Below are 21,907 nucleotides of genomic sequence, written 5' to 3' on the forward strand. Positions count from 1 at the left end.
CTAGCCGCTATTTCAGCGGCAGAAATAGCTCCGCCGCGGCCTCATGTTCCGGCACCTCCGGAAACAAGCTGAGGCGCTGGCAATAGATCGGGAAGTTGCGCGCTTCCTCCGCTCATCAGCAGCCAGTCGCGGTAGAGGTAGAGCGCGGCGGGCTCCAGATTGTCGGTGTTGCCGACGGCGCGCAATTGGGCCGTCCTCTTACCGGTTCGTCTCCAAACGCCTGATTTCATCGACCAGCATGGCGACGAAACTCGTCACCTTCGGCGGGCGGAAGCGGGCGGCCGGGTAGACGGTGTGAATTCCGCCGGATGGCAGGGTCCATTCGGGCAGGACCTCGACGAGCCGGCCGCTGCCGAGGTGGTCGGCGACCTGGAAATCCGGCAGCACCGACAGGCCGCCGCCGGAAAGCGTTGCCGTCAACACCGCCGGCGTCGTGTTGATGCTGAGCGCCTGACGCATCCGGACGACACGACGGTCGAAGTCCCCTCTGGCGAAGTGCCAGAGCAGCGGCTCGCGCAGCGCGCCGTTGGCGATGAAGGGTAAGGCTGCGAGATCTTCAGGTTCCCGGGCAGCGATCGTCCCGAACTGGTTTGCCGAGGCGACGAGAAGCTGGCGGAAGGTGCCGATCCGTCTGGCCTGCAGAGTGGAATCGTCGAGCCATCCGACGCGGATCGACAGGTCGATATGATCGGCGACGAGATCGGCCTTTGCGTCGGAGAGAACGAGGTCGACGGTGCAGGCGGGGAAACGCCGGGCAAAGGCAGCCGCCACCGGGGCGATCGTCGAGGCGCCGTAATCGTTGGGCGCGGCGATGCGCAGCATGCCCATCGGCTCGGCCCGGGCCCCTGAGAGTTCGTCGACAGCGTCCTCCGCCTCACGGAAGATCATGACGCAGCGTGCATGTAGCATGCGGCCTGCCTCGGTCGGCTCCACGCGGCGTGTCGTCCTGATCAGCAGGCTGGTCTGAAGTTCGGCTTCCAATCGAGCGACCTGCTGGCTGACGACGGTCTTGGTAATGCCGAGACGATCCGCGGCCTTGGTGAAGGAGCCGGTATCGACGACCGCCGCGAAATAGGCGAGCCGGTTGAGATTGATCGCTTCCATGCTGGCCAGAACATCTCATTGTTAGCTTCTAGAAAACAGTATGTCGGACTGAGTGCTGTTTATCTACAGAAAGCCGCGGGCTATTGCTTGGTTCAGAAAGTTCGGAGGCTCAGCCAGATGCGGATCACCTATCTCTTCGACCCTCTTTGCGGTTGGTGTTACGGCGCCAGCCCCGCAATCGAGCGCCTGGCGGCACTCGAGGACGTGACGGTGGATCTCGCCCCCACAGGGCTCTTCGCCGGGGCCGGGGCCCGGTCGATGGATGCGGGCTTTGCCGCCTATGCCTGGCAAAACGATCAGCGCATCGCCCGACTGACCGGACAGCCGTTCACCGAAGCCTATCGTAATAGGATCCTGGGCGCGACGGGCTCCCTGTTCGATTCGGCGCCGGTCACGCTCGGCGTCGTCGCGACCGGTATCACGGCGCCCGACCGGGAAATCGAGATTTTGAAGCGCCTGCAGCGCGCCCGTTACGAAGGGGCCCGCGATACCGCCGATCGCGCCGTCGTCGCCGATCTGCTTTCGGAAGCCGGCCTCGAGGACGCAGCTCGACGCGTCCGATCGGCGGACGAGGAAGTGATCGCAATCTACAACAAGCGGATTGACGCTGCCCGTGCCGACATGCGGCGCTTCGGCGTCGAGGGCGTGCCGGCGCTGGTGCTCGACGATGGCAACGGGCGGCGCCTGCTGCGCGGAAACACCCTGTTCGGCCCATTCGAGCTTCTTGCCGCTGAGGTGCAGGCGGCCTGATTGCTGCATCCGCGAGCCGCGCGACTGCGAACGATACAAAGCCATTCCCCCTCACCTTTCCTGGAGTCCCATATGTTTTCGAGGAGACAGATCATGAAGACCACTCTTGCCGCCGGCGCCGCCGTTTTCGCGCCCGTCAGTCTCGGCCACGCCGCCGGATCGAAGCTGTCCTGGAAGCATTTTCCGGCTGGCTCCAACGGTTTCTTCCGTGCCCCCGTCCTCGTCAGCGGGCCGTCCGAGGCGCTGCTGATCGACGGCGGTTTTGCCTATCCCGACGGCCGCGGCCTCGCCGATGCGATCAAGGCGACCGGCAAGAGGCTCACCGCGATCTATATCAGCCAGTCGGATCCCGACTATTATTTCAGCCTCAAGCCGGTTCTCGAGGCTTTCCCCGGCACCAAGGTGCTTGCCGCATCCGAAACGCTCGCCGCCATCAAGGGCAATGTCGAGAAGAAGCTGGCGGTCTGGGGGCCGCAGCTCAAGGAGAACGGTCCGCAGACGCTCGCCGACATCGTACTTCCCGAAGCCTTCGATGGTCCGAGCCTGACCCTCGACGGCGAGACGGTGGAGATCGTCGCGGCGGAAGCCGGCCTCGCCAACCGGCGCTATCTCTGGGTGCCGTCGCTGCAGGCTGTGTTCGGTGGGGTGATGATCTTCTCCGGTGTCCATGTCTGGACGGCCGACACGCAGATTAAGGAGCAGCGCGCCGCATGGGTCGCCACGCTCGACAAGATCGCGGCGCGCAAGCCATCTGTCGTGGTGCCCGGGCATCTGACGCCCGAGGCAGCAACCGATCTCTCCGGTCTTGCCCATACCAAGGCCTACCTGCTCGCCTTCGAGGAAGAGCTGGTCAAGGCCACGGATGCCGCCGCGCTGAAGGCAGCGATGGAAGCCCGCTTCCCGGGCCTCGGCATGGGCGTCGCCCTCGATATCGGCTCGAAAGTTGCCAAAGGCGAGATGAAGTGGGGCTGAGAGTGTAGGCTTCATCTGCTGATTCAAGCGGATCAGGCTCCACGAAGCGCCTGCCGCGATCAGTTCGGCAGGCGTTCATGCATGGGCAAAAACCAATTGCAAATTAAAATCAGTTGATCTAGCCTACTTCCTATCGCGCACATGGATACTCCGTTCAAGAAGGGAAGTTGGCATGGCTAAGCTCGTGTTCGGGATGAACCAGTCGCTGGACGGCTACGTCGACCATATGGAGTTTGCGCCAGGTCCCACCCTCTTCCGCCACTTCATCGAGGGGGCTCAGAGGCAGGCGGGCAGTGTCTACGGCCGCCACATGTATGAAGTCATGCGGTATTGGGATGACGATCATCCCGAATGGGATACAGAGCAACGAGCCTTTGCAGCGGCGTGGCGAAGGCAGCCGAAATGGGTGGTCTCGCGCTCGTTGACGTCGGTCGGCCCCAACGCCACGCTTGTCAAGGATGATCTCGAGGGCGCAATGCGCGCACTGAAGGCCGAGCGAGATGGGGAGATCGAAGTTGCCGGGCCCAACCTGGCGCAAAGCCTCACCGAACTCGGCCTGATCGATGAATATCAAATCTACCTGCATCCCGTCGTGCTCGGCCACGGAAAGCCATATTTCGCCGGGCCCCGACCGCGGCTCCGCCTCGTCAGCCATGATCGGATCGACGCGGACGTGATCAGGCTGACCTATGTGCCTGCCTAATCTCACGAGCGGCAAGTAAACCTCGCTGGTGACGACGGGAGTAGTCTGGTCGCCCAGGGGCTGGTCGACCAGTTGGCTTTGATAGTCTGAGCATGTCGCCGAAGGACACCGGCCTCAGCGGCCGTAAGTCACCTCGATGGTGGCCTTGTCGAGCGTGTTTGCCCTGACATAGAAGCCGACCATGGCGCCCGGCGCCGTCTCGGGAAGCGGAAGCTTGTCGAGCTTGAGCGCGTAGACGGTGAACTGGTAGCGGTGCGGCTTATCGCCGACCGGCGGGCATGCGCCGCCATATCCGGAGGCGCCAAAATCGGTGTGGCCTTCCACGGCACCTGCGGGAAGCTTCTTGTCACCGCTCGCTCCGGTAGCAATATTTGAAGCATCTGCGGGGATATTGAACACCGACCAGTGCCACCAGCCGGAACCCGTGGGCGCATCCGGATCGTAGGCCATGACGGCGAAGCTCTTGGTTCCCTCGGGCGCGCCCGACCAGGCCAGTTCCGGCGAGATGTTCTTGCCCGAGCAGCCGAAGCCGTTGAAGACCTGCGCGTCGGCCATGGTCTTGCCGGCGACCAGATCCTTCGAGGTTAGCTTCATTTCGGCGTGGGCGGCCGTCGCGCCGAAGACGGTGGCGGCCATAAGTGCTGCTGTGATAAGACGCATTGCTTTTCTCCTGTGGTTGACGATGCCGGAAAACTATCGTCACCGCGCCAGCGCATCTGCCCCGCTCTGCTCAACTTCTGCCCCGATCCGCTCAAAGTGTTCGGGGCCGCCGCGTACATGGCGTGGGCTAACGCCAAACCGCTCCTTGAAGCGCGCGGAAAATTGCGACGGCGAATCATAACCGACCTCCAGCGCAACCTGCGCCATCGGCAATGTCGTGGTCTGGATGAGCGCCAGAGCGCGGTTCATCCGGGTATCGCTCAAGATCTCGCTGAAGGCGGTATTCTCGGCGGCGAGCCTGCGCCTCAGCGTCGCCGCGCTCATGTTGAACGAGCGCGCAGCATGCGCCAGCGTCCAGCCGACGGCCGGATCAGCTTCGATCATCTGCCTCAGCCGGTCCTCAAGTCGAGGGCTTTCGCATCGGCCGAGCACCGCCCCGCAGAGCGCGAACCAGGTGACGAGTTCCATCAGACGAGCCTTGGCGATGGCGCCAGGAAGCCGCGCCAGATTGCCCGGCTGACAGCAATATTCAAACAATGCCGCAGCTTCCTCCGGCAGGCTCGAGGTGCTGGCCGGAAGAGGCCTCGATGGCACCGCGACCGATCCCATCCTATCATAGGCGTCCTCGAAAAGCTGTCGCGGAATTGGAAGCGCCAGGGTCTGATATTTCTGCGGCGCCCTGGGAATGTTCTCCATCGTCAACGGCCGGTAGTCGGGCAACAGACCGTAATCGCCCGCCTCGAGGCGCAAAGGCTTGTCATCCGACATGACGATCTTCGTTCCAGACTGGACCTGGATCAGCAGCGGGCTGGTCGTGACGAGGCGATGGAAACAGGCTCGCCCACCCTGGCGGATCAATGCCCTGGTCGGAATGGGAAAGACGTCGTCGAGCATATGTTCTCCGCCAGCGGGATGGCCAGAACGGCGACCGGAGGAGCCAGCATGACGTCGCCCGCTTCGCCACCGACTAGTGCTCGGGAATACCAAAACCACATGCCGGCAGCAACCATGCCGGCGGCAATGACTTGAGTCAGAAGGCCTAACGACGGTCCGACTGGCGCACGTAGTCGACCAGCGCGCGCAGCTTCACTGGCTGCCTCTGGCGTCTCGGATAATAGAGATAGAAGCCCGGAAATGGCGGACAGAACTTCTCCAGTAGCGGCACGAGCTCGCCACGCTCGATATATGGCTCGAAGGTTTCTACCATGCCGAAGGTGATGCCAGCCCCGGCGCAAGCCATGCGGATCATCATGCCCATGTCATTGGTCGTGACCACGGGATCGACGGCGACATCGAAGTCGCGGTCGTTTTCGGTGAACTCCCAGCGATAGGGCGCGGTATCCGGGCGCGGCCGCCATCCGATGCAGGCGTGGTTCTGCAGGTCGCGGGGATGGCGAGGCGAACCATGACGCTCGATATAGCCTGGCGATGCGGCGGCGCATTGCCGCTGTGGAGACGAGACCGGTATCGCGATCATATCCTGCTCGATCACCTCGCCCAGTCTCACACCCGCATCGAAACCGGCTTCGACGATGTCGAATTCGTCGTCGGTGATGGTGATATCGAGCTTGATGTCGGGACAGGCCTGCAGGAAGCCGGCGAGCAAAGTCCCGGACAGGAAGCGCTCGGCGATGGAGGAAACGCTGATCCGCAGCAGGCCGCTCGGGCGCGCCTGCATGTCGCGCACCGCCTGCATCGCGTCCCTGACCTGGTGCATTGAGGGACGAACCGCCGCAAGGAAAACTTCGCCGGCCTCGGTCAGGCTGACGCTGCGCGTCGTGCGCTGAACCAGGGGCGCACCAAGCCGGTCCTCGAGACGCTGCAAGGCCTGGCTGACAGCGGAGCGGGTAACGCCAAGGCGCTCGCCGGCGACGCGGAAATTCCGCGCCTCGGCTACGGCGAGAAAAACAGAAATGCCCTCAAGATCGTCGGCCATTGGTTAGCACTCTTAACCAAGCTATCCGGTATTGGCAACTTAATCGCGTTAATGGCGAAGGTTATCTTCTGTCCAGGTCAGGGCACGGCCGAAGCAATGTGCCGACTTCGAAAGGAAGAGCGATGCGAGAGATTTCCAGCAGACCTGTTCGACATTTTTTCGTCGCGGCCATCCTGGCCGGCACGGCGATCCCGGCGTCATCCGCCGATGCCGCAAGCAACCGAAACCCTGTACGCCAAAAGCCAAGTGAGAACACCATGCAGCAACATCCCTATGTCGGAATGTGGGTCACCAACGACGGCCGCGTCCGACACGAACTCCTGCCCGACAATCGTTACGACGAGGCCCGCGGAAGCCGGGAGAGCGCCTATCGCGGACGCTACGAAGTCACCGGGACGCATATCGAATACTGGGACGATACGGGCTTTACCGCCGACGGCGATTTCGTCGACGACAACACGCTTCACCATGGCGGCATGGTGCTTCGCCGCAAGTGACCGCCCCCGAACCGACCATCACGAAAATCCCCAACCTGCTCATGGAGCTTGAAATGTCTGATATTGAAGGAAAAGTCATAGCCATCACCGGAGCCAGCAGCGGCATCGGAGAGGCCGCGGCCAAGGTGCTGGCCGCGGCAGGCGCGCGGATCGTGATCGGCGCGCGCCGCAGCGACCGCCTGGAGGCGCTCGCCGGCGAAATCGAAGCCGGAGGCGGGACGGTGCGTTTGCGCAAGCTCGACGTCACCGACCGTGCCCAGGTGGAAGCCTTTGCAGGTTTCGCCAAGGCCGAGTTCGGCCGGCTCGATGTCGTCGTCAACAATGCCGGCGTCATGCCGCTCTCGCCACTCGACGCGCTCAAGGTCGAGGAGTGGGACCGGATGGTCGACGTCAACATCAAGGGCGTCCTCTACGGCATCGCGGCAGCCCTTCCGATCATGAAGGCGCAGGGATCCGGGCAGATCATCAACCTGTCTTCGATCGGCGGTCACAGCGTCTCGCCGACCGCGGCCGTCTATTGCGCGACGAAATTTGCCGTCCGGGCGATCTCGGACGGGCTGCGGCAGGAAACCGACCGTATCCGCGTGACCGTCATTTCGCCCGGCACCACGACATCTGAACTCGCCGACACGATCACCGATCCGACGGCGCGGGAAGCCATGGGGGCCTTCAGGGCCATCACGATCAGTCCCGAGGCGGTCGCCAACTCAATCCTCTATGCCGTCAGCCAGCCTGACGACGTCGATGTCAGCGAGATCATCATCCGCCCGACCGCCAGCCCGCATTGAGCAGCCACTTCCTGTGCAAATTGCTCCGCCGCTCAAAAACCCAGCGATTGCTGGGCGGGCGGCGGCGGGGCGAGGCTGACACCTTCGAGCTCCAGCATGCGGGCCTTCGATGACGCACCGCCGGGAGCGGAGAAGCCGCCGATCTTGCCGCCGGCGGCGAGCACCCGGTGGCAGGGAATGATCAGCGCGACCGGGTTCTTTGCCATCGCCTGGCCGACATCGCGGGCCGCCTCCGGCCCGACGCCAAGCTCCTTCGCCAGCGCTCCGTAAGTAGTCGTGCGGCCCCAGCCGACACGCCTTGCCGCCGCATAGATGTCTCGGAAAAACGCATCCTGGCCGGCAAGGTCGAGTTCGACGTCGGAAAAATCGGTTTCCTCGCCCCGGAAATAGCATTTCACCGCCGCGACCGTCTCAAGGACCTGAGGCGTCGGCGGGCCGGGCTCGCCATCAGGCAGACGACGCAGAAGCAGCCGCTCGGTCGCCTCCGAGGTTTTCGTCGGAAGCTGGAACCGCACGATGCCGGCGTCGCTCCAGGCAATGCCGCAGAAACCGCCCGCCGTTTCGAAGATGAGATAGTGGTGCCTTGTCCCAGCCATGACACAGCCTCCGCGTTTTTTTCGATGTCCTTGAGGATCGTATGGGGAGGCCCGTCTTTCAACCCGTTTCTTGCGCAACTTGTTCTTTTTTTGTTCTTGACCTCTCATCGCATAATAGCCTTACAGCTTGGATGGGGAGGCAGTCCTTGACGGGTTGGAAGCCGATGAAGCAGGCGACTGTGATATCAAGCATGATGTCGACAGCCGCATCCGGCGAGGCAAGATCAACAATCCCCGTAACCTGCTTCTTCGGGCTTGGCCCCAGTTGAGGGGAAGGATACCGGTGAGGCTTGCACTTGCCGGATTTCCGCGCATAAAGCTGAAACGCCGCCGGGATGGCAAACGCGGAGCAAGGACAGCATGGACGTTTCGGAAATAATCATCCCAGGAGATACGCCCGGAACCGAATGGCGGTTGCCGGTGCTGCGTTTCGCAGGCCGTGATCCGAAGGCGCCAAAGACCTATATCCAGGCTGCACTTCATGCCGGCGAGCTGCCGGGTACGGCGCTTCTGCATTTCCTCTCTGAGCGCCTGCGGCGGGCGGAAAGCGAAGGCGCAGTCGCGGGCGACATCACCATCGTGCCGCAGGCAAACCCGATCGGCGCGGCGTAATCGCATTTCGGCGACTTGCAGGGGCGTTTCGACCTCGGTTCCCGCACCAATTTCAATCGGGATTTTCCCCTGATCAGCGTCACCGACCGGGCAATGTTGACGGAGGATCTCGATGATTATCCGGCTACCGAGCAGCTGAAGCGGCAACTGCTGGACATGGCGCTCGGCGCCGATCTCGTCCTCGATCTGCACTGCGACGACGAATCGCTGCAATACGCCTATATCGATGAGGCCTTCTGGCCGGAGGCAGCCGATCTTGCCGCCGCGCTCGACATGGAGGCGGTGCTGCTTTCGGATGGCGAGAGCTCGGCCTTCGAGGAGGTCGTCGGTTTTGCATGGAAATATGCGGTTCCCGGCGAACGACAATCCCGGCTGCCGGGCAGGCTTTCGGTAACCGTCGAGCTGCGCGGCAAGCGCGACGTCGAGCCGCTGCTGGCGAAGCGGGATGCGGACGGGCTATGGCGTTTCCTCGCCGGACGGGGGGTCGTTAGCGACGCGACAATAGCGCCAGCCGGGTTTACCGGCCCCGCTGTGCCGCTCGACAATGTCGAGATCATCCGCGCTCCCGAGGGCGGCGCCGTGCTCTTCCATCGCACGATCGGCGACAGGGTTGCAGCGGGCGAGCTTCTGGCGACGATCGTCACCCGGCCGGGTCAGCCTGACGGCAGCATCGACCTGCATGCGCCGCAGGATGGGCTGGTCCTGACCCGAACCTCGGATCGGCTGGTGCGCCGGCGCGGGGACCTGATGAAGATCGTCTGCGCCAGGCCGAGCAAGACCGCACGCGAGGCCGGCACGCTGGAGAGTTGAGCGGGCGCTGCCGGGGATAAAAGCCGCGCGGCGTTTGCGCCGGCCCTTCCGCATGTTATCCCCCCGCCATCACAAGGAGACCGATCCGGCATGGCCGTCATCATCTATGGAATCAAGAATTGCGACACGATGAAGAAAGCCCGCAGCTGGCTGGAAGAACACGGCGTCGCCTATGAGTTTCACGATTACAAGGCGCTCGGCATCGACCGCACCCATCTCGAAGCCTGGATCGACAGGGCCGGCCTCGATACGGTGCTGAACCGCGCCGGCACCACCTTCCGCAAGCTGCCCGATGCCGAGCGCGAGAATCTGAGCCGGGAGAAGGCGATCGCGCTGATGCTCGACCAGCCGTCGATGATCAAGCGGCCGGTGCTGGAGGCTAAGGACAAGCTGGTGATCGGCTTCAAGCCGGAGATTTATGCCGGCACATTCGAAGACTGACGGGCGCCCAAATGTCCAAGACCACCCGCGCGACGCAGGTTCTTTCCCAGGCTGGCGTCGCCTTCACCATCCACACCTATGATTATGATCCGGGCGCTGAGCGCGTCGGGCTGCAGGCGGCCGAAGCGCTGGGTGAAGCGCCGCAGCGGGTGCTGAAGACGCTGATGGCCGAGGTGGACGGCAAAGCTGTCTGCGTCGTGGTGCCGTCGGACCGCGAAGTCAGCATGAAGAAGCTTGCCGGCGCCTTTCGCGGCAAGTCGGCCAATATGATGAAGCCGGCCGATGCCGAGCGGCTGACCGGCTACCATGTCGGCGGCATCAGCCCTTTCGGCCAGAGGAAGGCCGTGCCGACGGCGATCGAAGAAACCGCTCTCGCCGAACCGCTGGTCTATATTAATGGCGGACAGCGCGGGCTGCAGGTGCGGCTCGATCCGAAGGATGCGCTGAAGGTGTTGAAAGCGATGGGTGCGCCATTGATCGCCTGATCAGAGGAAACGAGCGAGCAGACCGGAAATCGCCTTCGCCTCGTCGTCGGCAAGCTTGCTGCCGACATGGGCGTCAATCGCTGCCGCATAGACAGTCCACATCCGCGTGCGAAGCGTTCGGCCGGCATCGGTAATCACAACCCAGCGGCCGCGGCCATCCTCGGCGAAGACCTCGCGCCGGACCAGGCCCTCTCTTTCCAGCCGGTCGATCAGCCGGGACAGATTATACTGCGCCAGCAATGTCCGCTCCTCGATCTCGTAAGGCCGCAGCCTGCCGTCTTTCGAGCGCGCCAGTTCCCAAAGCACGTCATACCAGGCAAGCGGCGGCATGCCGGCCGCTTTCAGATCGGTCTCGATCGCCGCGAGCAGCCGTTCACGGGCGCGCATGATGCTGGTCCAGGCAGAGGTGGCGGCTTCGCTCCGCTTCGGTGTCTTTTCCGTCATAGATGCAGATACATTTATCTTGAACGAAGCCGCAAGCGCTATTATATGCATATGCATCTATTAAAACTTCGAGGAAACGTTCATGAGCAGGCTTACACTCATCAGCCACCATCTCTGCCCCTATGTGCAGCGCGCCGCGATCGCGCTTCTCGAAAAGGGGGTGGTCTTCGAGCGCGTCAACATCGACCTTGCCAACAAGCCGGACTGGTTCCTGCAGATCTCGCCGCTCGGCAAAGTGCCGCTGCTCAGGATCGAAGAAGAGGACGGCGGCGAGGCCGTCCTGTTCGAAAGCAGTGTCATCTGCGAATATCTGGAGGAGACGCAGGCTGGGTCCGCCCTGCATCCCGCAGATCCGCTTACCCGCGCCCGCCATCGCGGATGGATGGAATTCGGATCGTCCGTGCTTTCCGATCTCTGGGGCTATGAAACGGCAACGGAGGTGGAGCAGCTGGAGGCCAAGCGCAAGGCGCTCACCGACAAGTTCACGACGCTCGAAGGAGCACTCGCGGATGGACCTTATTTTTCCGGCAGCAGCTTCAGCCTCGTCGACGCCGTCTTCGCGCCGGTCTTTCGGTATTTCGATGTATTCGACAGGCTCGGAGATAGCGGTATCTTCGACGGGCTTGCGCGGGTGACGCGCTGGCGGAGAGCGCTCTCCGAGCGCCGGAGCGTGCAGGTCGCCGTCGGCGAGGATTATCCGCAGCGACTAATGGAGTTCCTCGACAAGCACAACTCGATCCTGCTCAGGCTGCCTGCCGCCGCCTGAGACCTCATGTGAAAGCGGCCGGGCATTGCGCCCGCCGCTTTCAAATCGGCAGCGGCGCGCTTCATTTTCGCCGCAAACGGGTCTAAGTCTTTCAGCCTCTTAACCTCGATGACAGAAGGCAGGTTGAACCATGACTTTCATGCCCCAGAGCCACAACACTGTTGATCCCGTCAAGCTGGAGAAGCTCGCCGAAGTCGCCGTCAAGGTAGGGCTGCAACTGCAGCAGGGCCAGGATCTGGTGATCACCGCGCCTGTTGTGGCGCTGCCGCTGGTTCGCCTCATCACCAAACACGCCTATCAGGCCGGGGCCGGGCTGGTGAGTACCTTCTATTCCGACGAGGAAACAACGCTGGCGCGCTACCAATACGGCAGCGACGAGAGCTTCGACCGCGCCTCCGACTGGCTCTATGAAGGTATGGCCAAGGCCTATGCCAATGGGGCGGCCCGTCTTGCGGTCGCCGGCGACAACCCGATGCTACTTGCCGAGCAGGACGCCGGCAAAGTCGGTCGCGCCAATCGCGCCATGTCCACCGCCTACAAGCCCGCCTTGGAAAAGATCTCGAATTTCGACATCAACTGGAACATCGTCTCCTATCCCAATCCCTCCTGGGCCAAGGTGGTCTTCCCCGGCGACCCGGAACCGATCGCGATCGCCAAGCTCGCCAAGGCGATCTTTGCCGCCTCGCGCGTCGACGTCAGCGACCCCGTCGCCGCCTGGGCGGAGCACAATGCCAATCTCGCCAAGCGCTCGGCCTGGCTGAACGGCGAGCGTTTTGCTTCTCTGCATTTCAAGGGGCCGGGCACCGATCTGACGGTCGGTCTCGCCGACGGGCACGAGTGGCACGGCGGCGCCTCCACGGCCAAGAACGGCATTACCTGCAACCCGAATATTCCGACCGAAGAGGTGTTCACCACGCCGCATGCATTGCGGGTCGAAGGACATGTCTCGAGCACCAAGCCGCTGTCGCATCAGGGCACGCTGATCGACAATATTCAGGTGCGCTTCGAAGGCGGGCGGATCGTCGAAGCCAAGGCGTCACGCGGCGAAGAAGTCTTGAACAAGGTGCTCGATACCGACGAGGGTGCACGCCGGCTCGGCGAAGTGGCGCTCGTGCCGCATTCCTCGCCGATCTCGGCGAGCGGCATCCTTTTCTACAACACGCTGTTCGACGAAAACGCCTCCTGCCACATCGCGCTCGGCCAGTGCTATTCCAAGTGCTTCCTCAACGGTGCAACCTTGAGCCAAGAGCAGATCAAGGCGCAGGGCGGCAATTCCAGCCTGATCCACATCGACTGGATGATCGGCTCGGACAAGGTCGATATCGACGGGATCACACCGGACGGTTCGCCGGTTCCGGTGATGCGGCAGGGCGAATGGGCCTGAGCGGCATCATCGTACGCTGACTGAGCCAGACGCCGGCAAGCACCAAGGCGAAACCGCCGATCTGCGCCGGCGTCAGGCTCTGGCCGAGCGCCAGCCAGCCGAGCAGGGTCGCGACCAAAGGGCTCAGAAAGCCGAGCGAGGAGATCGCCGACGGCTCGATGCGCGACAGGCCGCGGAACCAGAGCAGGTAGGTGAAGGCGGCTCCGATCAGGCCGAGCCAGGCAATGCCGGCGATGTTTGCGGCAGTCGGCATCGGCAGCGCCGGTTCGAGCAGAAGGGCGAAGGGCACCAAAAGGATGCCACCCGCCGTCAATTGCCAGGCGGTGAAAGTGAGGCTTGAGACGGGCGGCGCCCAGCGCCGTGCCAGCACGGTTCCGAACGCCATCGAGACGGCGCCGGCAAGGCCGGCGGCGACACCGATGGAATCGAGCGCCGCCTTTGGCGTCAACACGAGCAGCCCGACGCCGACCATGCCGACGAATCCTGCCAGCACGGCCAGCGGCTGGATCGGCTTGCCGAGAAAAAGCCGCGACAGCGCGATGACGATCAGCGGCTGCACGGCGCCGACGGTTGCGGCAACGCCGCCCGGCAGCCTGTAGGCCGAGACGAAGAGCATCGCCCAGAAGAACGAGAAGTTCAGCGCGCCGAGAATGAAGGCGCGGCCCCACCACACGCCCGTCGGCAGCTTCCGGACAATCAGCAGCAGAAGCACGCCTGCCGGCAGGGCGCGCAGCAGAGCGACCGTCAACGGATAGCCCTGCGGCAGGAAGGATGTGGTAACGAAATAGGTGCTGCCCCAGATGGCGGGGGCGATAGCTGTCGTCAGCACGTCAGCGAGATATCGGGAATTTGTCTTCATATCAAGAATCTCTACATCAAGATAATTCGCACATAATGCAATTTATCTTGACGTCAAGATATGTAGTGGTATCGATGCGACATGGGCGAAGAGAAGCAAGATCACGTCGACAGGATTTTGGCGCAATGGCGGCGCGAGCGGCCGGATCTCGACGTCGAACCGATGGGCATCCTCGGGCGCCTGAAACGCCTCGGCACCCATCTCGGCCGCGAAGTCGAAGCCGTGCTTATGACGCACGGGCTTTCCACCTCGGCCTTCGACGTCCTAGCTACACTTCGTCGCTCCGGCGCACCTCATCGGCTTTCGCCGGGCGAGCTCCTGGAAATGACCATGGTCAGTTCCGGCACGATGACGAACCGGATCGACCAGCTGGAGAAGGCGGGCCTGGTCGAGCGCATCGTCAATCCGCAGGACCGGCGCAGCGTGCTGATCGCGCTGACCGAGAAGGGGCTGGCGACCGTCGAAGAGGCGGTCGGCGCCCATGTCGCCAACCAGCAGCGGCTGACCGGAAATCTGACGGCCGAGGACAAGGCCGAGTTTGACCGACTGCTGAAGAAATTCCTCGCGGATTTCGAATAATAAGAGCCTTCCCTGGTCAGATTGAATCATTCTGTTGGCTCAAACGGAGTCGGATGGTCGACCGGCCGGCGCGCGTCGTAGCCAAGCTCTACGGCCAAGCCGGCCGGTCGATCAGCCGGCCCGTTTCAGCCAACCCGGAGGGCCGGGCATGTTTCCGCCAGGATCAAAGGCGATCGGCTCGGACGTACCAAGAGGTATGCCCTTCGCCAATCGCCTTTGCCCTGACGAAAACCTGCTCCGGCAGAATGCTTCAATGTGACCAGGAAAGGCTCTTTAGATGGCAGTCAGCGCCCTGCGGACACGCTCCAGATGCGCCTTACGCTTGGCTTCCGTGGCACGGTCCATATCGTGCAGGCTCAGCATGCGGAAGATCAGCTTCTTCGAACAGAAATTGGCGATACCGCGCTTCAGCAGGCGGCGGATCGGATTGCCCATATAGAGATGCACCAGCCACCAGGGCGAACCCGTCGTCGTCAGCGCATAGAGCAGCCTGATATTGGTGAGCTCAGGCACGATCCGACCGCCGGCGGCATCATGTGTGAACGCCACACCTGGCGCGAAGATGCGGTCGAAGAAGCCTTTCAGGATGGCTGGGAAATTGAACCACCACTGCGGAAAGACGAGAATGAGACCATCGGCTGCCTTGAGCCGGGCAACCGTATCGGCCACATCAGAGGTGTCGTAAGGCCTATCGAAGTAAGCGCGGCGCTCAGCCTGGGAGAGGCGCGGATCGAAATTCTCAGCGTAGAGATCGAGGAGGTCGACGGCATGGCCGGAGGCTTCCAGCGCTTCGCGAGCGGTGCGCGCCACCGAGGTGGCAAAACTTTCCGGCAGGGGATGGGCGAGCACCAGCAGGATGCGCATTCTCAGAACAGACTTCCCTGCTTCGTCGGCTCCGCCGGTTTTGTGCTGCGCTTCTTGGCGCCGCCTGGCGGGACGCCGCCTTCCGTGGTCATCGCGCCGACACGGCCGTCGGCAAATTCGATGGCGATGCCCATGCCGGCGGAGAGTGCGGCCGCCTGTGAGACCGGCTTGTCGTCCTCATCACGAATGACGGCATAGCCGCGCTTCAGCACATTCTTGTAGGAGAGCGACTGCAGCACGCGGTCCTGCGCAGAGAGCTCGGCGCGGGCGCGCGTCAGCTGGTGGCGGATCGCCGTATCGGCATGGCGGGAGAGATTGCCGAGACGTTCGCGCGAGCGGTCCGTCTGCGCTTTCAACCGTGCCGGCAACGACGCAAGGAGCGCCTCGGCGCGCTCGACACGTGATGTCGAGCGGTCGATCAGTCGCTCGACCATGCGCTCGGCCCGCACTATCCGCTCGTTCAGCGTCTGGCGGCGCTCGGCAATGCGGCCGGACAGCAGATCCGGGCGCAGATGCGCGGCGACGCGCTCGAAGCCGCGGCGCTTGTTAATTGTATTGAGCTCCAGCCCGCGGCCGAGGCCGGCCGCCGCCTCGTCGAAACGACGGCGCGGCATGGCGAGAAGCTGATCGAGCGATGGCAATGCCCGCATCAGACTGCGAACGGACTGGCGGCGCTGATCCATCTGCCGGTTCATGCAACCCTGCAGGCGGGCGGCAAGGGCGGCAGCCTGCGCCTCGAGCTCCGCCTTGACGGGCACGGCCATTTCCGCCGCACCGGTCGGCGTCGGAGCGCGGACATCGGCGGCATAGTCGATCAGCGTCCAGTCGGTCTCGTGACCGACGGCCGAGATCAGGGGTATCCGGCTTTCGGCAGCAGCGCGCACGACGATCTCGTCGTTGAAACTCCAGAGATCTTCCAGACTGCCGCCGCCGCGCGCGACGATCAGCACCTCCGGGCGCGGGATGGCGCCGGCCGGCTCCAGCGCATTGAAGCCGCGAATAGCGTTCGCCACCTCCTCGCCGGATCCCTCCCCCTGGACCTTCACCGGCCAGACGAGAACATGCACGGGAAAACGGTCGGAGATGCGGTGAAGAATATCACGGATGACGGCGCCGGTCGGCGAGGTGACGACACCGATCACATGCGGCATGAAGGGCAGCCGCTTCTTGCGGGCCGCATCGAACAGCCCCTCGGCGCCGAGCCTGCGCTTGCGCTCCTCAATCAGCGCCATCAGCGCGCCGGCGCCGGCCGGCTCCAGCGCCTCGATGACGATCTGATATTTCGATGAGCCCGGGAAGGTGGTGACCTTGCCGGTGGCAATCACCTCCATGCCCTCCTCGGGACGGAACTTCAGCCGCGAGAACGTGCCCTTCCAGATGACGGCGTCGATGCGGGCGCGATCGTCCTTCAGTGCGAAATAAGCGTGGCCCGAGGAGTGCGGACCACGATAACCCGATATTTCGCCGCGAACGCGGACCTGATCGAAGGCGGTTTCGACGGTGCGCTTGATCGAGCCGGAAAGCTCCGAAACCGAATATTCGGCAAGGTTGGTCGGCGAATCGCTGTCGAAGAGGTTGCTCATCCCTTCTTTCTATTTCCATTGGCGGGAAACGGGAAGGTCGCGAGCATCGCAATTTATGTCCAGACAGTGCGCGCATGCGGTCGTTGCAGCCGGCAGAATGACGAGTAAAACGGGAAAATCCGCTCGATGGGGGAACGCATAAGTAAAATGCGCGTTTTACACGAAAGGGATTGCTAACCACCGCAATACAAACGATTTTCGGCCGAGAGAGCCGGTAAATCTTTGTTAGTTGGCGCTTCCTATGCTTCCCCTCGTTCTCTCTGGGAAGGTGCTGAAATGATTATTCTCACAGCAGCAGCATTGGGCATCAGCGCCGGGCTAATGCGCTCGGCCGGCGTGATCGCGTTGGTGGCGGCGTTGATCGGAATGACCTTCGCGCTGGCGGCGATAGCTTCGCCCGGGCCGGTGTCACTTCTGGCGCTGCTTTATGCCGTTCTCGGCTATAATGGCGGCCTCATCCTCTTCGTGCTCGGGCTCTATGCCGCTGCGCGTCTTCGTCCGGTTCGTCCGTCTCACTGAAATCAGGCTATCTTGAAGACCGCCGGCGTCAATTCGCCGCCGGCCGGTAGCGAAAGAACTGGACAGCTGCATCCGGAGCCTTCGGAAGCGGCTGGAGATAGGGAGGAATATTCCCTTTGCCGAGTTCAGCATAGAGACCATCCGGCTTCAGCTTGGCGAGCTCGCGCGTCTGCAGGTCCTTCGGGCAGAAGGCAAGCACCGTCACACCAGCCCCCTTCAGAAAGGCTTCCGCCTCCTGCGGTTTGGCCAGGCCGATATGCATCTCCGTCAGCATGCCGCCCTGATTGCGGTGATAGGGGGCGGAGAGAACGCGATTTTGGGTGAAGCGCAGGATCGGCACGCCCATTTCCGACGGCGCGGACACCAGCCCGACCGGAAGCTCGGCAAGCGGCGCCAGCGCCTCTTTCGATGTGCAGGAAACCGCCTTTGTCGGCTCCGCCGCCTTCTTCTGCGCATCGTTCTCCATCTGCAGCGAAACAAACCCGCCGCCAATGGCCCAAACGGCCGGAACGCTTGCGAGTACGCTCATCACATAAACGAAGGCGGCCGCGACATTCTCGCTGTCGCGGTTGGAGACGCGCCTGAGATCGACGATGAGCAGGGTGAGCGGCAGGATGGAAAGCAGGTTGGAGAAAGAAGAGCCGCGCACCTGGACCAGGGCGATCGCCCAGCTCGTGGCGAGCAGGAAGAGCAGGACCAGGTGGATCCGCACGCGATCGCGCTGAATGATGCGCAAGATGCAGACGCCGATGCCGAAGAGGCCTGCCGCATAGAAGGCGCCGACCGAGGTGGGATCGGTGCGCGCCAGCGCTAGAAGCGACTTGGCTTCCGAAATATGCCGCAGCCAGAGTTCGACCAGCATCGGGTCGAGACTGTCCAGCGGATCGCTCAGGCATTGCGGTGCGATGAAGATCGCCGAACCGAAAACACCTGCGCCGACAAAGGCGAGCGCGGCAAAGCGCAAGGGCCGACGCAAGCCGCTCGCAAAAACCGCCGAAAACAACAGGAGGCCGCCGCCGATCGCCGCCAGACTGTAATAGCCAAGCGAGAGATTGTCGCAGGTGACCATCGAATAGAGTCGGGGCGGCACCGTTGCGAAGAACAGAATGTTGATCGCAATCGCCAGTGACAATCCGAAGGCCCGGGCGGCGACGGCGAAATTCTCGCCCTCCCATGCCCAGAGCAGCGCGACCGTGAGGCAGACGGCGGCCACCAAAGGCGCCGTCTCGGCGCCGATGGCGATGGCGACAGCCGCCGCAACGCCGGCGATCGCGTAGCTCCAACCGCGACGCTCGGGATCGACGAGCATCGCCACCATCGTCGCGACCAGCGCCAGCTGCGCATTGTGATGATCGATGGCGCCCGGAGCGAAGCGGCTTCCGGTGTAGATCGCCGAAGCGCTCAGACCGAGAGCGATGTGCATGCCGGCAATGCCGCCGATGCGCCGGCCGGCAACCGCCATGGCAAGCATGGCAGGAAAGATGAGCGATACGGGCCAGACGGCGAGCGCAAGCGCCTCCGCGGTTTCAGGCGGTGCAAACAGGCCGAAGAACCAGATCAGCGACGCGATCGGCAGATCGATGAGCCGCGACCAGTGCATCAGCGTACCGCCGGCAAGGCCGAGACGATATTGCATCAGATCGAACCAGCCCTGCCCGGCAAGAAAATCGCGAACCTCGACGAGACGCATGCCGTCGTCATTATCGGGACCGACATAATCGGCGGCGCCGAAGTACTTGGTCACAAGGATGACGGCGGCAAGGATGACGCTATAGGCAATGACAGCGGGCCAGAGACGCCTCAGCAGCCGTGCGAGCCGGCTCGTGCGGGTGGCGGTCACGGACGACGCATTGGCAATCGGCTGCACGGCATTCATCGTGGTTAGCGCTTCGTTTCCAGATGGCCGAACCTTAGCGGGTGCCGATCAAGAAAGTGTAAAGCTGTTTGCGAGACTTCCGATTTTGTCGCGGTCATAGCGTCTTATTAACGCTGCTGATTTAGGCTGGTGGAGGCTTCAGTGTAATGAGTAGAGTCATGGCCCGAACGCGTAACCATCACCCGGACATCGCCGTCCTGCTTCCCTGCTATAACGAGGCCGCGACGATCGGCTCTGTGGTGCAGGGCTTCCGGGCGACGCTGCCGGATGCCGCGATCCACGTCTACGACAATAATTCCACCGACGGGACCGCGTTGCAGGCAATGCTGGCCGGCGCACATGTCGTGCGCGAACGGCGGCAGGGCAAGGGGCACGTCGTGCGCCGCATGTTCGCCGACATCGACGCCGACATCTACATCATCGCCGATGGCGACGGAACTTACGCGCCAGGCGATGCTGAGGAACTGGTGCGGACGCTTCTGACCGAGCGCGCCGACATGGTTGTGGGAACAAGGCGCGGCGTGCATGCCGATGCCGGCCGTCAGGGCCATGCACTTGGCAACCGGCTTTTCAACCTGCTCTACCGGACGATTTTCGGCCCCGACTTCACCGATATATTTTCCGGCTACCGCGCTTTCTCGCGCCGCTTCGTCAAGAGCTTCCCGGCGGTATCAGGCGGCTTCGAGATCGAAACCGAGATGTCGGTGCATGCCTCCCGGCTGAAGCTTCCGGTCAGCGAGCTGGAACTCGACTACGGCCGCCGGCCGGAAGGCTCGCATTCGAAGCTTTCGACGTTCCGTGACGGCGGAAAAATCCTCTGGATGTTCGCGATGCTGATGAAGGAGACCCGGCCTTTCGCCTTCTTCAGCGCGATCAGCGCAGCCTTCATGCTGACGAGCCTCGGCTTCATGACGCCGGTGCTGGCGGAATATTTCGACACAGGCCTCGTCAGCCGCATGCCGAGCTGGGTTCTGTCAATGGCGCTGATGATGATCTCGTTCATGCTTTTTACCGCCGGCGTCATCCTGGATTCCGTGGCCCGGGCCCGGGCCGAGCAGCTTCGCATCCATTATATGAGCCTGGAGACCCCGAGGACGGCCAGGGCGCCGCTCGCCGACGCAATACGGGTGTCGCACGAACGTCCCGGCAAGGCGGGTGCGGCATGAGAAAGCTCGTCCGCTTCGCGATCGCCGGCGGCATCGGCTTCCTTGTCGATGCGGGCATGCTGGCGGCGCTGCTCCATCTGACGCCGCTCGGGCCGTTTCTGGCGCGGCTCATCGCCATCGCCGCGGCAATGGCGGCCACCTGGGCTTTCAACCGCAGCTTCACCTTCGATCGCTCCGGTCGTTCGCTTGCTGCCGAGGGCTTCCGATACGGCTCGGTCGGCGTGACGTCGGCACTGGTCAATTACGGGCTGTACGCTGCGCTGCTGCTTTCGCTGCCCATGCTGCAACCGCTGGCGGCCATGGCGATCGCCAGCGTCGCCTCGATGGTCTTCAGCTTCTTCGGCTATTCGCGCTTCGTCTTCCGCCCGGAAAGGCTCTAAACAGCTTCCCACCCGTCTTTCTCGCTGGCGCGGTAGATCGCATCGATCACCTTCTGGTTCAGCTTCGAGTTTTCGAGCGTGACGATCTCTTCCTTGCCGGTTTTGACCGCCCGAGCGAAGGCCTCGACCTCGCGCTTGTACTGGCGGCTGTCCTGATAGCGGAAGATGCGCGATTCATTGTGGCTGCGATCGGCGAGTTCGATCTCTTCCGGTCCCCAGCGATTGGCGTTGAAGGGCGACTTGACCTCGATATAACCTTCGGTGCCATGGAAGACCATGACCTGGCGGTTGGCCATCTGGGTCGAGACATAGAAGCTCAGCTCGAAATCTCCGAAATCGGCCTTGACGCTCGAATAGATATCGGTGCCGAAATCCGGATCGCGCTCGGTGATCGCCTGGACCCAGAGCGGCTCCTTGCCAGTGGAAAAGCGTGTGCTCATGACGGGATAGACGCCGATATCGGGAAGGCCGCCGCCGCCGAGTTCGGGAACGTTGCGCATGTTGGCGGGGTCACGGTTGAAATAGGTGAAAGCGCCCTGCACATGCCGGAGCGAACCGATCGCACCCTCGCCAATCAGCGAACGCACTTTCTGCCAGACCGGGGAATAGGTGATCATATAGGCTTCCGTCACCACCACCCGGTTGCGGTCGCGGGCCGCAATCACCGCGTCGATATCGGCTGCTTTCAGTGCTAGGGGCTTCTCGCAGAGCACATGCTTGCCGGCATCGGCTGCCTTGATGGACCATTCGATGTGCTGCGAGGTCGGCAGCGGGATATAGACGGCGTCGATGACGTCGGAAGCCAGCATTTCCTCATAGGAGCCGAAGGCGTGCGGCACCGAAAAGCGATCGGCCATCTCCCTTGCCCGCGCTAGGTCCCGGCTGGCAATCGCGGTGACGACGCAATTTTCCGCGTCCTGGATGGCGGGAACGACATTGTCGCGACCGATCTTCGCCGTTGAAATGATACCGAAACGCAGCATGTGCGAGCCTCCCAAAACTGATATTCGCGAACCATATTCAGGCCTCCGCCGCGACGCAATGGCGCGACATGAAATCACGGAGGTTGGGTTTCCCTCGTGCCGCGACCGCGCTAGCTTAGCGGGGCGGCGTCCTGCCGTATCTGCAAATTC

Annotated in this window: 24 protein-coding genes and 2 pseudogenes; 14 read left to right on the plus strand and 12 right to left on the minus strand. The window is 62.9% G+C overall.

The genetic code is table 11. The features are described 5' to 3' along the window. Nucleotides 1–7 precede the first annotated feature (7 nt). Together GA0061105_RS08515 and GA0061105_RS08520 are read right to left on the minus strand one after the other, a co-directional pair. Nucleotides 8–203: pseudogene (locus GA0061105_RS08515) on the minus strand (GyrI-like domain-containing protein); the annotation flags it as partial. Then, nucleotides 199–1,104 carry a LysR family transcriptional regulator gene (locus tag GA0061105_RS08520; protein ID WP_092749387.1) on the minus strand — a complete coding sequence of 302 codons (906 nt, stop codon included), beginning with the start codon at nucleotides 1,102–1,104 and terminating at the stop codon, nucleotides 199–201. The gene GA0061105_RS08520 and the pseudogene GA0061105_RS08515, both read right to left, overlap by 5 nt. A gap of 117 nt (nucleotides 1,105–1,221) precedes the next feature. Here GA0061105_RS08520 and GA0061105_RS08525 point away from each other — a divergent pair, with 117 nt between their 5' ends. The 3 genes from GA0061105_RS08525 (at nucleotide 1,222) to GA0061105_RS08535 (ending at nucleotide 3,529) form a co-directional block, all read left to right on the plus strand. After that, nucleotides 1,222–1,854: a DsbA family protein gene (locus tag GA0061105_RS08525; RefSeq protein ID WP_092749389.1), complete on the plus strand. Its 633-nt coding sequence runs from the start codon at nucleotides 1,222–1,224 to the stop codon at nucleotides 1,852–1,854. 72 nt (nucleotides 1,855–1,926) lie between these two features. Continuing rightward, nucleotides 1,927–2,826, plus strand: a complete 900-nt coding sequence (locus GA0061105_RS08530; protein WP_167358531.1) for an MBL fold metallo-hydrolase — start codon at nucleotides 1,927–1,929, stop codon at nucleotides 2,824–2,826. Between the two features lie 172 nt (nucleotides 2,827–2,998). Further along, entirely contained in the window at nucleotides 2,999–3,529 is a 531-nt protein-coding gene (locus tag GA0061105_RS08535) for a dihydrofolate reductase family protein (RefSeq protein WP_092749393.1), read from the plus strand. 114 nt (nucleotides 3,530–3,643) lie between these two features. Here GA0061105_RS08535 and GA0061105_RS08540 read toward each other — a convergent pair whose 3' ends face one another. The 3 genes from GA0061105_RS08540 to GA0061105_RS08550 all read right to left on the minus strand — a co-directional run bounded on the left by GA0061105_RS08540 (nucleotide 3,644) and on the right by GA0061105_RS08550 (nucleotide 6,125). Next, nucleotides 3,644–4,189, minus strand: a complete 546-nt coding sequence (locus tag GA0061105_RS08540; protein WP_092749395.1) for a YbhB/YbcL family Raf kinase inhibitor-like protein — start codon at nucleotides 4,187–4,189, stop codon at nucleotides 3,644–3,646. A 39-nt stretch (nucleotides 4,190–4,228) separates the two neighbouring features. Further along, complete coding sequence (locus GA0061105_RS08545) at nucleotides 4,229–5,083, minus strand: helix-turn-helix transcriptional regulator (RefSeq protein WP_092749397.1); 855 nt, start codon at nucleotides 5,081–5,083, stop codon at nucleotides 4,229–4,231. A 145-nt stretch (nucleotides 5,084–5,228) separates the two neighbouring features. Continuing rightward, on the minus strand, nucleotides 5,229–6,125 hold the full coding sequence (locus GA0061105_RS08550) for a LysR family transcriptional regulator (RefSeq protein WP_092749399.1): 897 nt from the start codon (nucleotides 6,123–6,125) through the stop codon (nucleotides 5,229–5,231). A 122-nt stretch (nucleotides 6,126–6,247) separates the two neighbouring features. On the opposite strand from GA0061105_RS08550, the gene GA0061105_RS08555 reads away from it, so the two are divergent. Further along, nucleotides 6,248–6,622, plus strand: a complete 375-nt coding sequence (locus GA0061105_RS08555) for an Atu4866 domain-containing protein (RefSeq protein WP_092749401.1) — start codon at nucleotides 6,248–6,250, stop codon at nucleotides 6,620–6,622. A 53-nt stretch (nucleotides 6,623–6,675) separates the two neighbouring features. Next, nucleotides 6,676–7,410, plus strand: a complete 735-nt coding sequence (locus GA0061105_RS08560; RefSeq protein ID WP_092749748.1) for an SDR family oxidoreductase — start codon at nucleotides 6,676–6,678, stop codon at nucleotides 7,408–7,410. A 32-nt stretch (nucleotides 7,411–7,442) separates the two neighbouring features. On the opposite strand, the gene GA0061105_RS08565 is transcribed toward GA0061105_RS08560, so the two are convergent. Beyond that, nucleotides 7,443–8,006 carry a methylated-DNA--[protein]-cysteine S-methyltransferase gene (locus GA0061105_RS08565; RefSeq protein ID WP_092749403.1) on the minus strand — a complete coding sequence of 188 codons (564 nt, stop codon included), beginning with the start codon at nucleotides 8,004–8,006 and terminating at the stop codon, nucleotides 7,443–7,445. Between the two features lie 360 nt (nucleotides 8,007–8,366). Here GA0061105_RS08565 and GA0061105_RS08570 point away from each other — a divergent pair. From GA0061105_RS08570 to ybaK, 3 genes and pseudogenes are all read left to right on the plus strand, one after another. After that, nucleotides 8,367–9,428 (plus strand): annotated as a pseudogene (locus GA0061105_RS08570) (M14 family metallopeptidase). Between the two features lie 90 nt (nucleotides 9,429–9,518). After that, nucleotides 9,519–9,869 carry an ArsC family reductase gene (locus tag GA0061105_RS08575; protein ID WP_064693477.1) on the plus strand — a complete coding sequence of 117 codons (351 nt, stop codon included), beginning with the start codon at nucleotides 9,519–9,521 and terminating at the stop codon, nucleotides 9,867–9,869. A gap of 11 nt (nucleotides 9,870–9,880) precedes the next feature. Continuing rightward, nucleotides 9,881–10,354 (plus strand): Cys-tRNA(Pro) deacylase, encoded by a 474-nt coding sequence (ybaK, locus tag GA0061105_RS08580; RefSeq protein WP_064693476.1) that lies wholly within the window; start codon nucleotides 9,881–9,883, stop codon nucleotides 10,352–10,354. Here ybaK and GA0061105_RS08585 read toward each other — a convergent pair whose 3' ends face one another. After that, nucleotides 10,355–10,798, minus strand: coding sequence for a MarR family winged helix-turn-helix transcriptional regulator (locus GA0061105_RS08585; RefSeq protein WP_092749405.1), 444 nt, complete (start codon nucleotides 10,796–10,798; stop codon nucleotides 10,355–10,357). It abuts the gene before it with no gap. Nucleotides 10,799–10,880: 82 nt separating this feature from the next. Between GA0061105_RS08585 and GA0061105_RS08590 the strand changes: the two genes are divergently transcribed. Together GA0061105_RS08590 and GA0061105_RS08595 are read left to right on the plus strand one after the other, a co-directional pair. Then, nucleotides 10,881–11,564 carry a glutathione S-transferase family protein gene (locus tag GA0061105_RS08590; protein ID WP_092749407.1) on the plus strand — a complete coding sequence of 228 codons (684 nt, stop codon included), beginning with the start codon at nucleotides 10,881–10,883 and terminating at the stop codon, nucleotides 11,562–11,564. Between the two features lie 130 nt (nucleotides 11,565–11,694). After that, on the plus strand, nucleotides 11,695–12,948 hold the full coding sequence (locus GA0061105_RS08595; RefSeq protein ID WP_092749409.1) for an aminopeptidase: 1,254 nt from the start codon (nucleotides 11,695–11,697) through the stop codon (nucleotides 12,946–12,948). Here GA0061105_RS08595 and GA0061105_RS08600 read toward each other — a convergent pair. After that, complete coding sequence (locus GA0061105_RS08600) at nucleotides 12,896–13,807, minus strand: EamA family transporter (RefSeq protein WP_092749411.1); 912 nt, start codon at nucleotides 13,805–13,807, stop codon at nucleotides 12,896–12,898. The two genes, GA0061105_RS08595 and GA0061105_RS08600, sit on opposite strands and share 53 nt — an antisense overlap. Before the next feature lie 81 nt (nucleotides 13,808–13,888). Between GA0061105_RS08600 and GA0061105_RS08605 the strand changes: the two genes are divergently transcribed. Beyond that, nucleotides 13,889–14,386, plus strand: a complete 498-nt coding sequence (locus GA0061105_RS08605) for a MarR family winged helix-turn-helix transcriptional regulator (protein ID WP_092749413.1) — start codon at nucleotides 13,889–13,891, stop codon at nucleotides 14,384–14,386. Between the two features lie 273 nt (nucleotides 14,387–14,659). On the opposite strand, the gene GA0061105_RS08615 is transcribed toward GA0061105_RS08605, so the two are convergent. Both GA0061105_RS08615 and xseA read right to left on the minus strand, forming a co-directional pair. Further along, on the minus strand, nucleotides 14,660–15,250 hold the full coding sequence (locus tag GA0061105_RS08615; RefSeq protein WP_064693471.1) for an NAD(P)H-dependent oxidoreductase: 591 nt from the start codon (nucleotides 15,248–15,250) through the stop codon (nucleotides 14,660–14,662). 2 nt (nucleotides 15,251–15,252) lie between these two features. After that, entirely contained in the window at nucleotides 15,253–16,833 is a 1,581-nt protein-coding gene (xseA, locus tag GA0061105_RS08620) for an exodeoxyribonuclease VII large subunit (RefSeq protein ID WP_092749415.1), read from the minus strand. Between the two features lie 276 nt (nucleotides 16,834–17,109). Between xseA and GA0061105_RS08625 the strand changes: the two genes are divergently transcribed. Beyond that, nucleotides 17,110–17,352 (plus strand): hypothetical protein, encoded by a 243-nt coding sequence (locus tag GA0061105_RS08625; protein WP_064693469.1) that lies wholly within the window; start codon nucleotides 17,110–17,112, stop codon nucleotides 17,350–17,352. A 28-nt stretch (nucleotides 17,353–17,380) separates the two neighbouring features. On the opposite strand, the gene GA0061105_RS08630 is transcribed toward GA0061105_RS08625, so the two are convergent. Further along, a complete protein-coding gene (locus tag GA0061105_RS08630; RefSeq protein ID WP_092749417.1) occupies nucleotides 17,381–19,228 on the minus strand; it encodes a hypothetical protein in 1,848 nt (615 codons plus the stop codon). A gap of 158 nt (nucleotides 19,229–19,386) precedes the next feature. Here GA0061105_RS08630 and GA0061105_RS08635 point away from each other — a divergent pair, with 158 nt between their 5' ends. Then, nucleotides 19,387–20,394: a glycosyltransferase gene (locus GA0061105_RS08635; protein WP_092749419.1), complete on the plus strand. Its 1,008-nt coding sequence runs from the start codon at nucleotides 19,387–19,389 to the stop codon at nucleotides 20,392–20,394. Further along, nucleotides 20,391–20,774, plus strand: coding sequence for a GtrA family protein (locus tag GA0061105_RS08640; protein WP_092749421.1), 384 nt, complete (start codon nucleotides 20,391–20,393; stop codon nucleotides 20,772–20,774). Before GA0061105_RS08635 ends, GA0061105_RS08640 begins: the two co-directional genes overlap by 4 nt. Here the strand turns inward: GA0061105_RS08640 and GA0061105_RS08645 are convergent. After that, nucleotides 20,771–21,757, minus strand: a complete 987-nt coding sequence (locus tag GA0061105_RS08645; RefSeq protein ID WP_092749423.1) for a Gfo/Idh/MocA family protein — start codon at nucleotides 21,755–21,757, stop codon at nucleotides 20,771–20,773. The genes GA0061105_RS08640 and GA0061105_RS08645 overlap by 4 nt on opposite strands. Between the last annotated feature and the right edge of the window lie 150 nt (nucleotides 21,758–21,907).

The organism is Rhizobium aethiopicum (assembly GCF_900094625.1).
GTDB lineage: Bacteria > Pseudomonadota > Alphaproteobacteria > Rhizobiales > Rhizobiaceae > Rhizobium > Rhizobium aethiopicum.

Coding starts and splice junctions, on each gene's coding strand:
- GA0061105_RS08635 (WP_092749419.1), top strand. CDS start 19,387: ATGGCCCGAACGCGTAACCATCACCCGGACATCGCCGTCCTGCTTCCC.
- GA0061105_RS08555 (WP_092749401.1), top strand. CDS start 6,248: ATGCGAGAGATTTCCAGCAGACCTGTTCGACATTTTTTCGTCGCGGCC.
- GA0061105_RS08600 (WP_092749411.1), bottom strand. CDS start 13,807: ATGAAGACAAATTCCCGATATCTCGCTGACGTGCTGACGACAGCTATC.
- GA0061105_RS08615 (WP_064693471.1), bottom strand. CDS start 15,250: ATGCGCATCCTGCTGGTGCTCGCCCATCCCCTGCCGGAAAGTTTTGCC.
- GA0061105_RS08585 (WP_092749405.1), bottom strand. CDS start 10,798: ATGACGGAAAAGACACCGAAGCGGAGCGAAGCCGCCACCTCTGCCTGG.
- GA0061105_RS08640 (WP_092749421.1), top strand. CDS start 20,391: ATGAGAAAGCTCGTCCGCTTCGCGATCGCCGGCGGCATCGGCTTCCTT.
- GA0061105_RS08565 (WP_092749403.1), bottom strand. CDS start 8,006: ATGGCTGGGACAAGGCACCACTATCTCATCTTCGAAACGGCGGGCGGT.
- GA0061105_RS08545 (WP_092749397.1), bottom strand. CDS start 5,083: ATGCTCGACGACGTCTTTCCCATTCCGACCAGGGCATTGATCCGCCAG.
- GA0061105_RS08575 (WP_064693477.1), top strand. CDS start 9,519: ATGGCCGTCATCATCTATGGAATCAAGAATTGCGACACGATGAAGAAA.
- GA0061105_RS08630 (WP_092749417.1), bottom strand. CDS start 19,228: ATGAATGCCGTGCAGCCGATTGCCAATGCGTCGTCCGTGACCGCCACC.
- GA0061105_RS08625 (WP_064693469.1), top strand. CDS start 17,110: ATGATTATTCTCACAGCAGCAGCATTGGGCATCAGCGCCGGGCTAATG.
- GA0061105_RS08535 (WP_092749393.1), top strand. CDS start 2,999: ATGGCTAAGCTCGTGTTCGGGATGAACCAGTCGCTGGACGGCTACGTC.
- GA0061105_RS08595 (WP_092749409.1), top strand. CDS start 11,695: ATGACTTTCATGCCCCAGAGCCACAACACTGTTGATCCCGTCAAGCTG.
- ybaK (WP_064693476.1), top strand. CDS start 9,881: ATGTCCAAGACCACCCGCGCGACGCAGGTTCTTTCCCAGGCTGGCGTC.
- GA0061105_RS08560 (WP_092749748.1), top strand. CDS start 6,676: ATGTCTGATATTGAAGGAAAAGTCATAGCCATCACCGGAGCCAGCAGC.
- GA0061105_RS08645 (WP_092749423.1), bottom strand. CDS start 21,757: ATGCTGCGTTTCGGTATCATTTCAACGGCGAAGATCGGTCGCGACAAT.
- GA0061105_RS08590 (WP_092749407.1), top strand. CDS start 10,881: ATGAGCAGGCTTACACTCATCAGCCACCATCTCTGCCCCTATGTGCAG.
- GA0061105_RS08540 (WP_092749395.1), bottom strand. CDS start 4,189: ATGCGTCTTATCACAGCAGCACTTATGGCCGCCACCGTCTTCGGCGCG.
- GA0061105_RS08520 (WP_092749387.1), bottom strand. CDS start 1,104: ATGGAAGCGATCAATCTCAACCGGCTCGCCTATTTCGCGGCGGTCGTC.
- GA0061105_RS08525 (WP_092749389.1), top strand. CDS start 1,222: ATGCGGATCACCTATCTCTTCGACCCTCTTTGCGGTTGGTGTTACGGC.
- GA0061105_RS08605 (WP_092749413.1), top strand. CDS start 13,889: ATGGGCGAAGAGAAGCAAGATCACGTCGACAGGATTTTGGCGCAATGG.
- GA0061105_RS08530 (WP_167358531.1), top strand. CDS start 1,927: ATGTTTTCGAGGAGACAGATCATGAAGACCACTCTTGCCGCCGGCGCC.
- GA0061105_RS08550 (WP_092749399.1), bottom strand. CDS start 6,125: ATGGCCGACGATCTTGAGGGCATTTCTGTTTTTCTCGCCGTAGCCGAG.
- xseA (WP_092749415.1), bottom strand. CDS start 16,833: ATGAGCAACCTCTTCGACAGCGATTCGCCGACCAACCTTGCCGAATAT.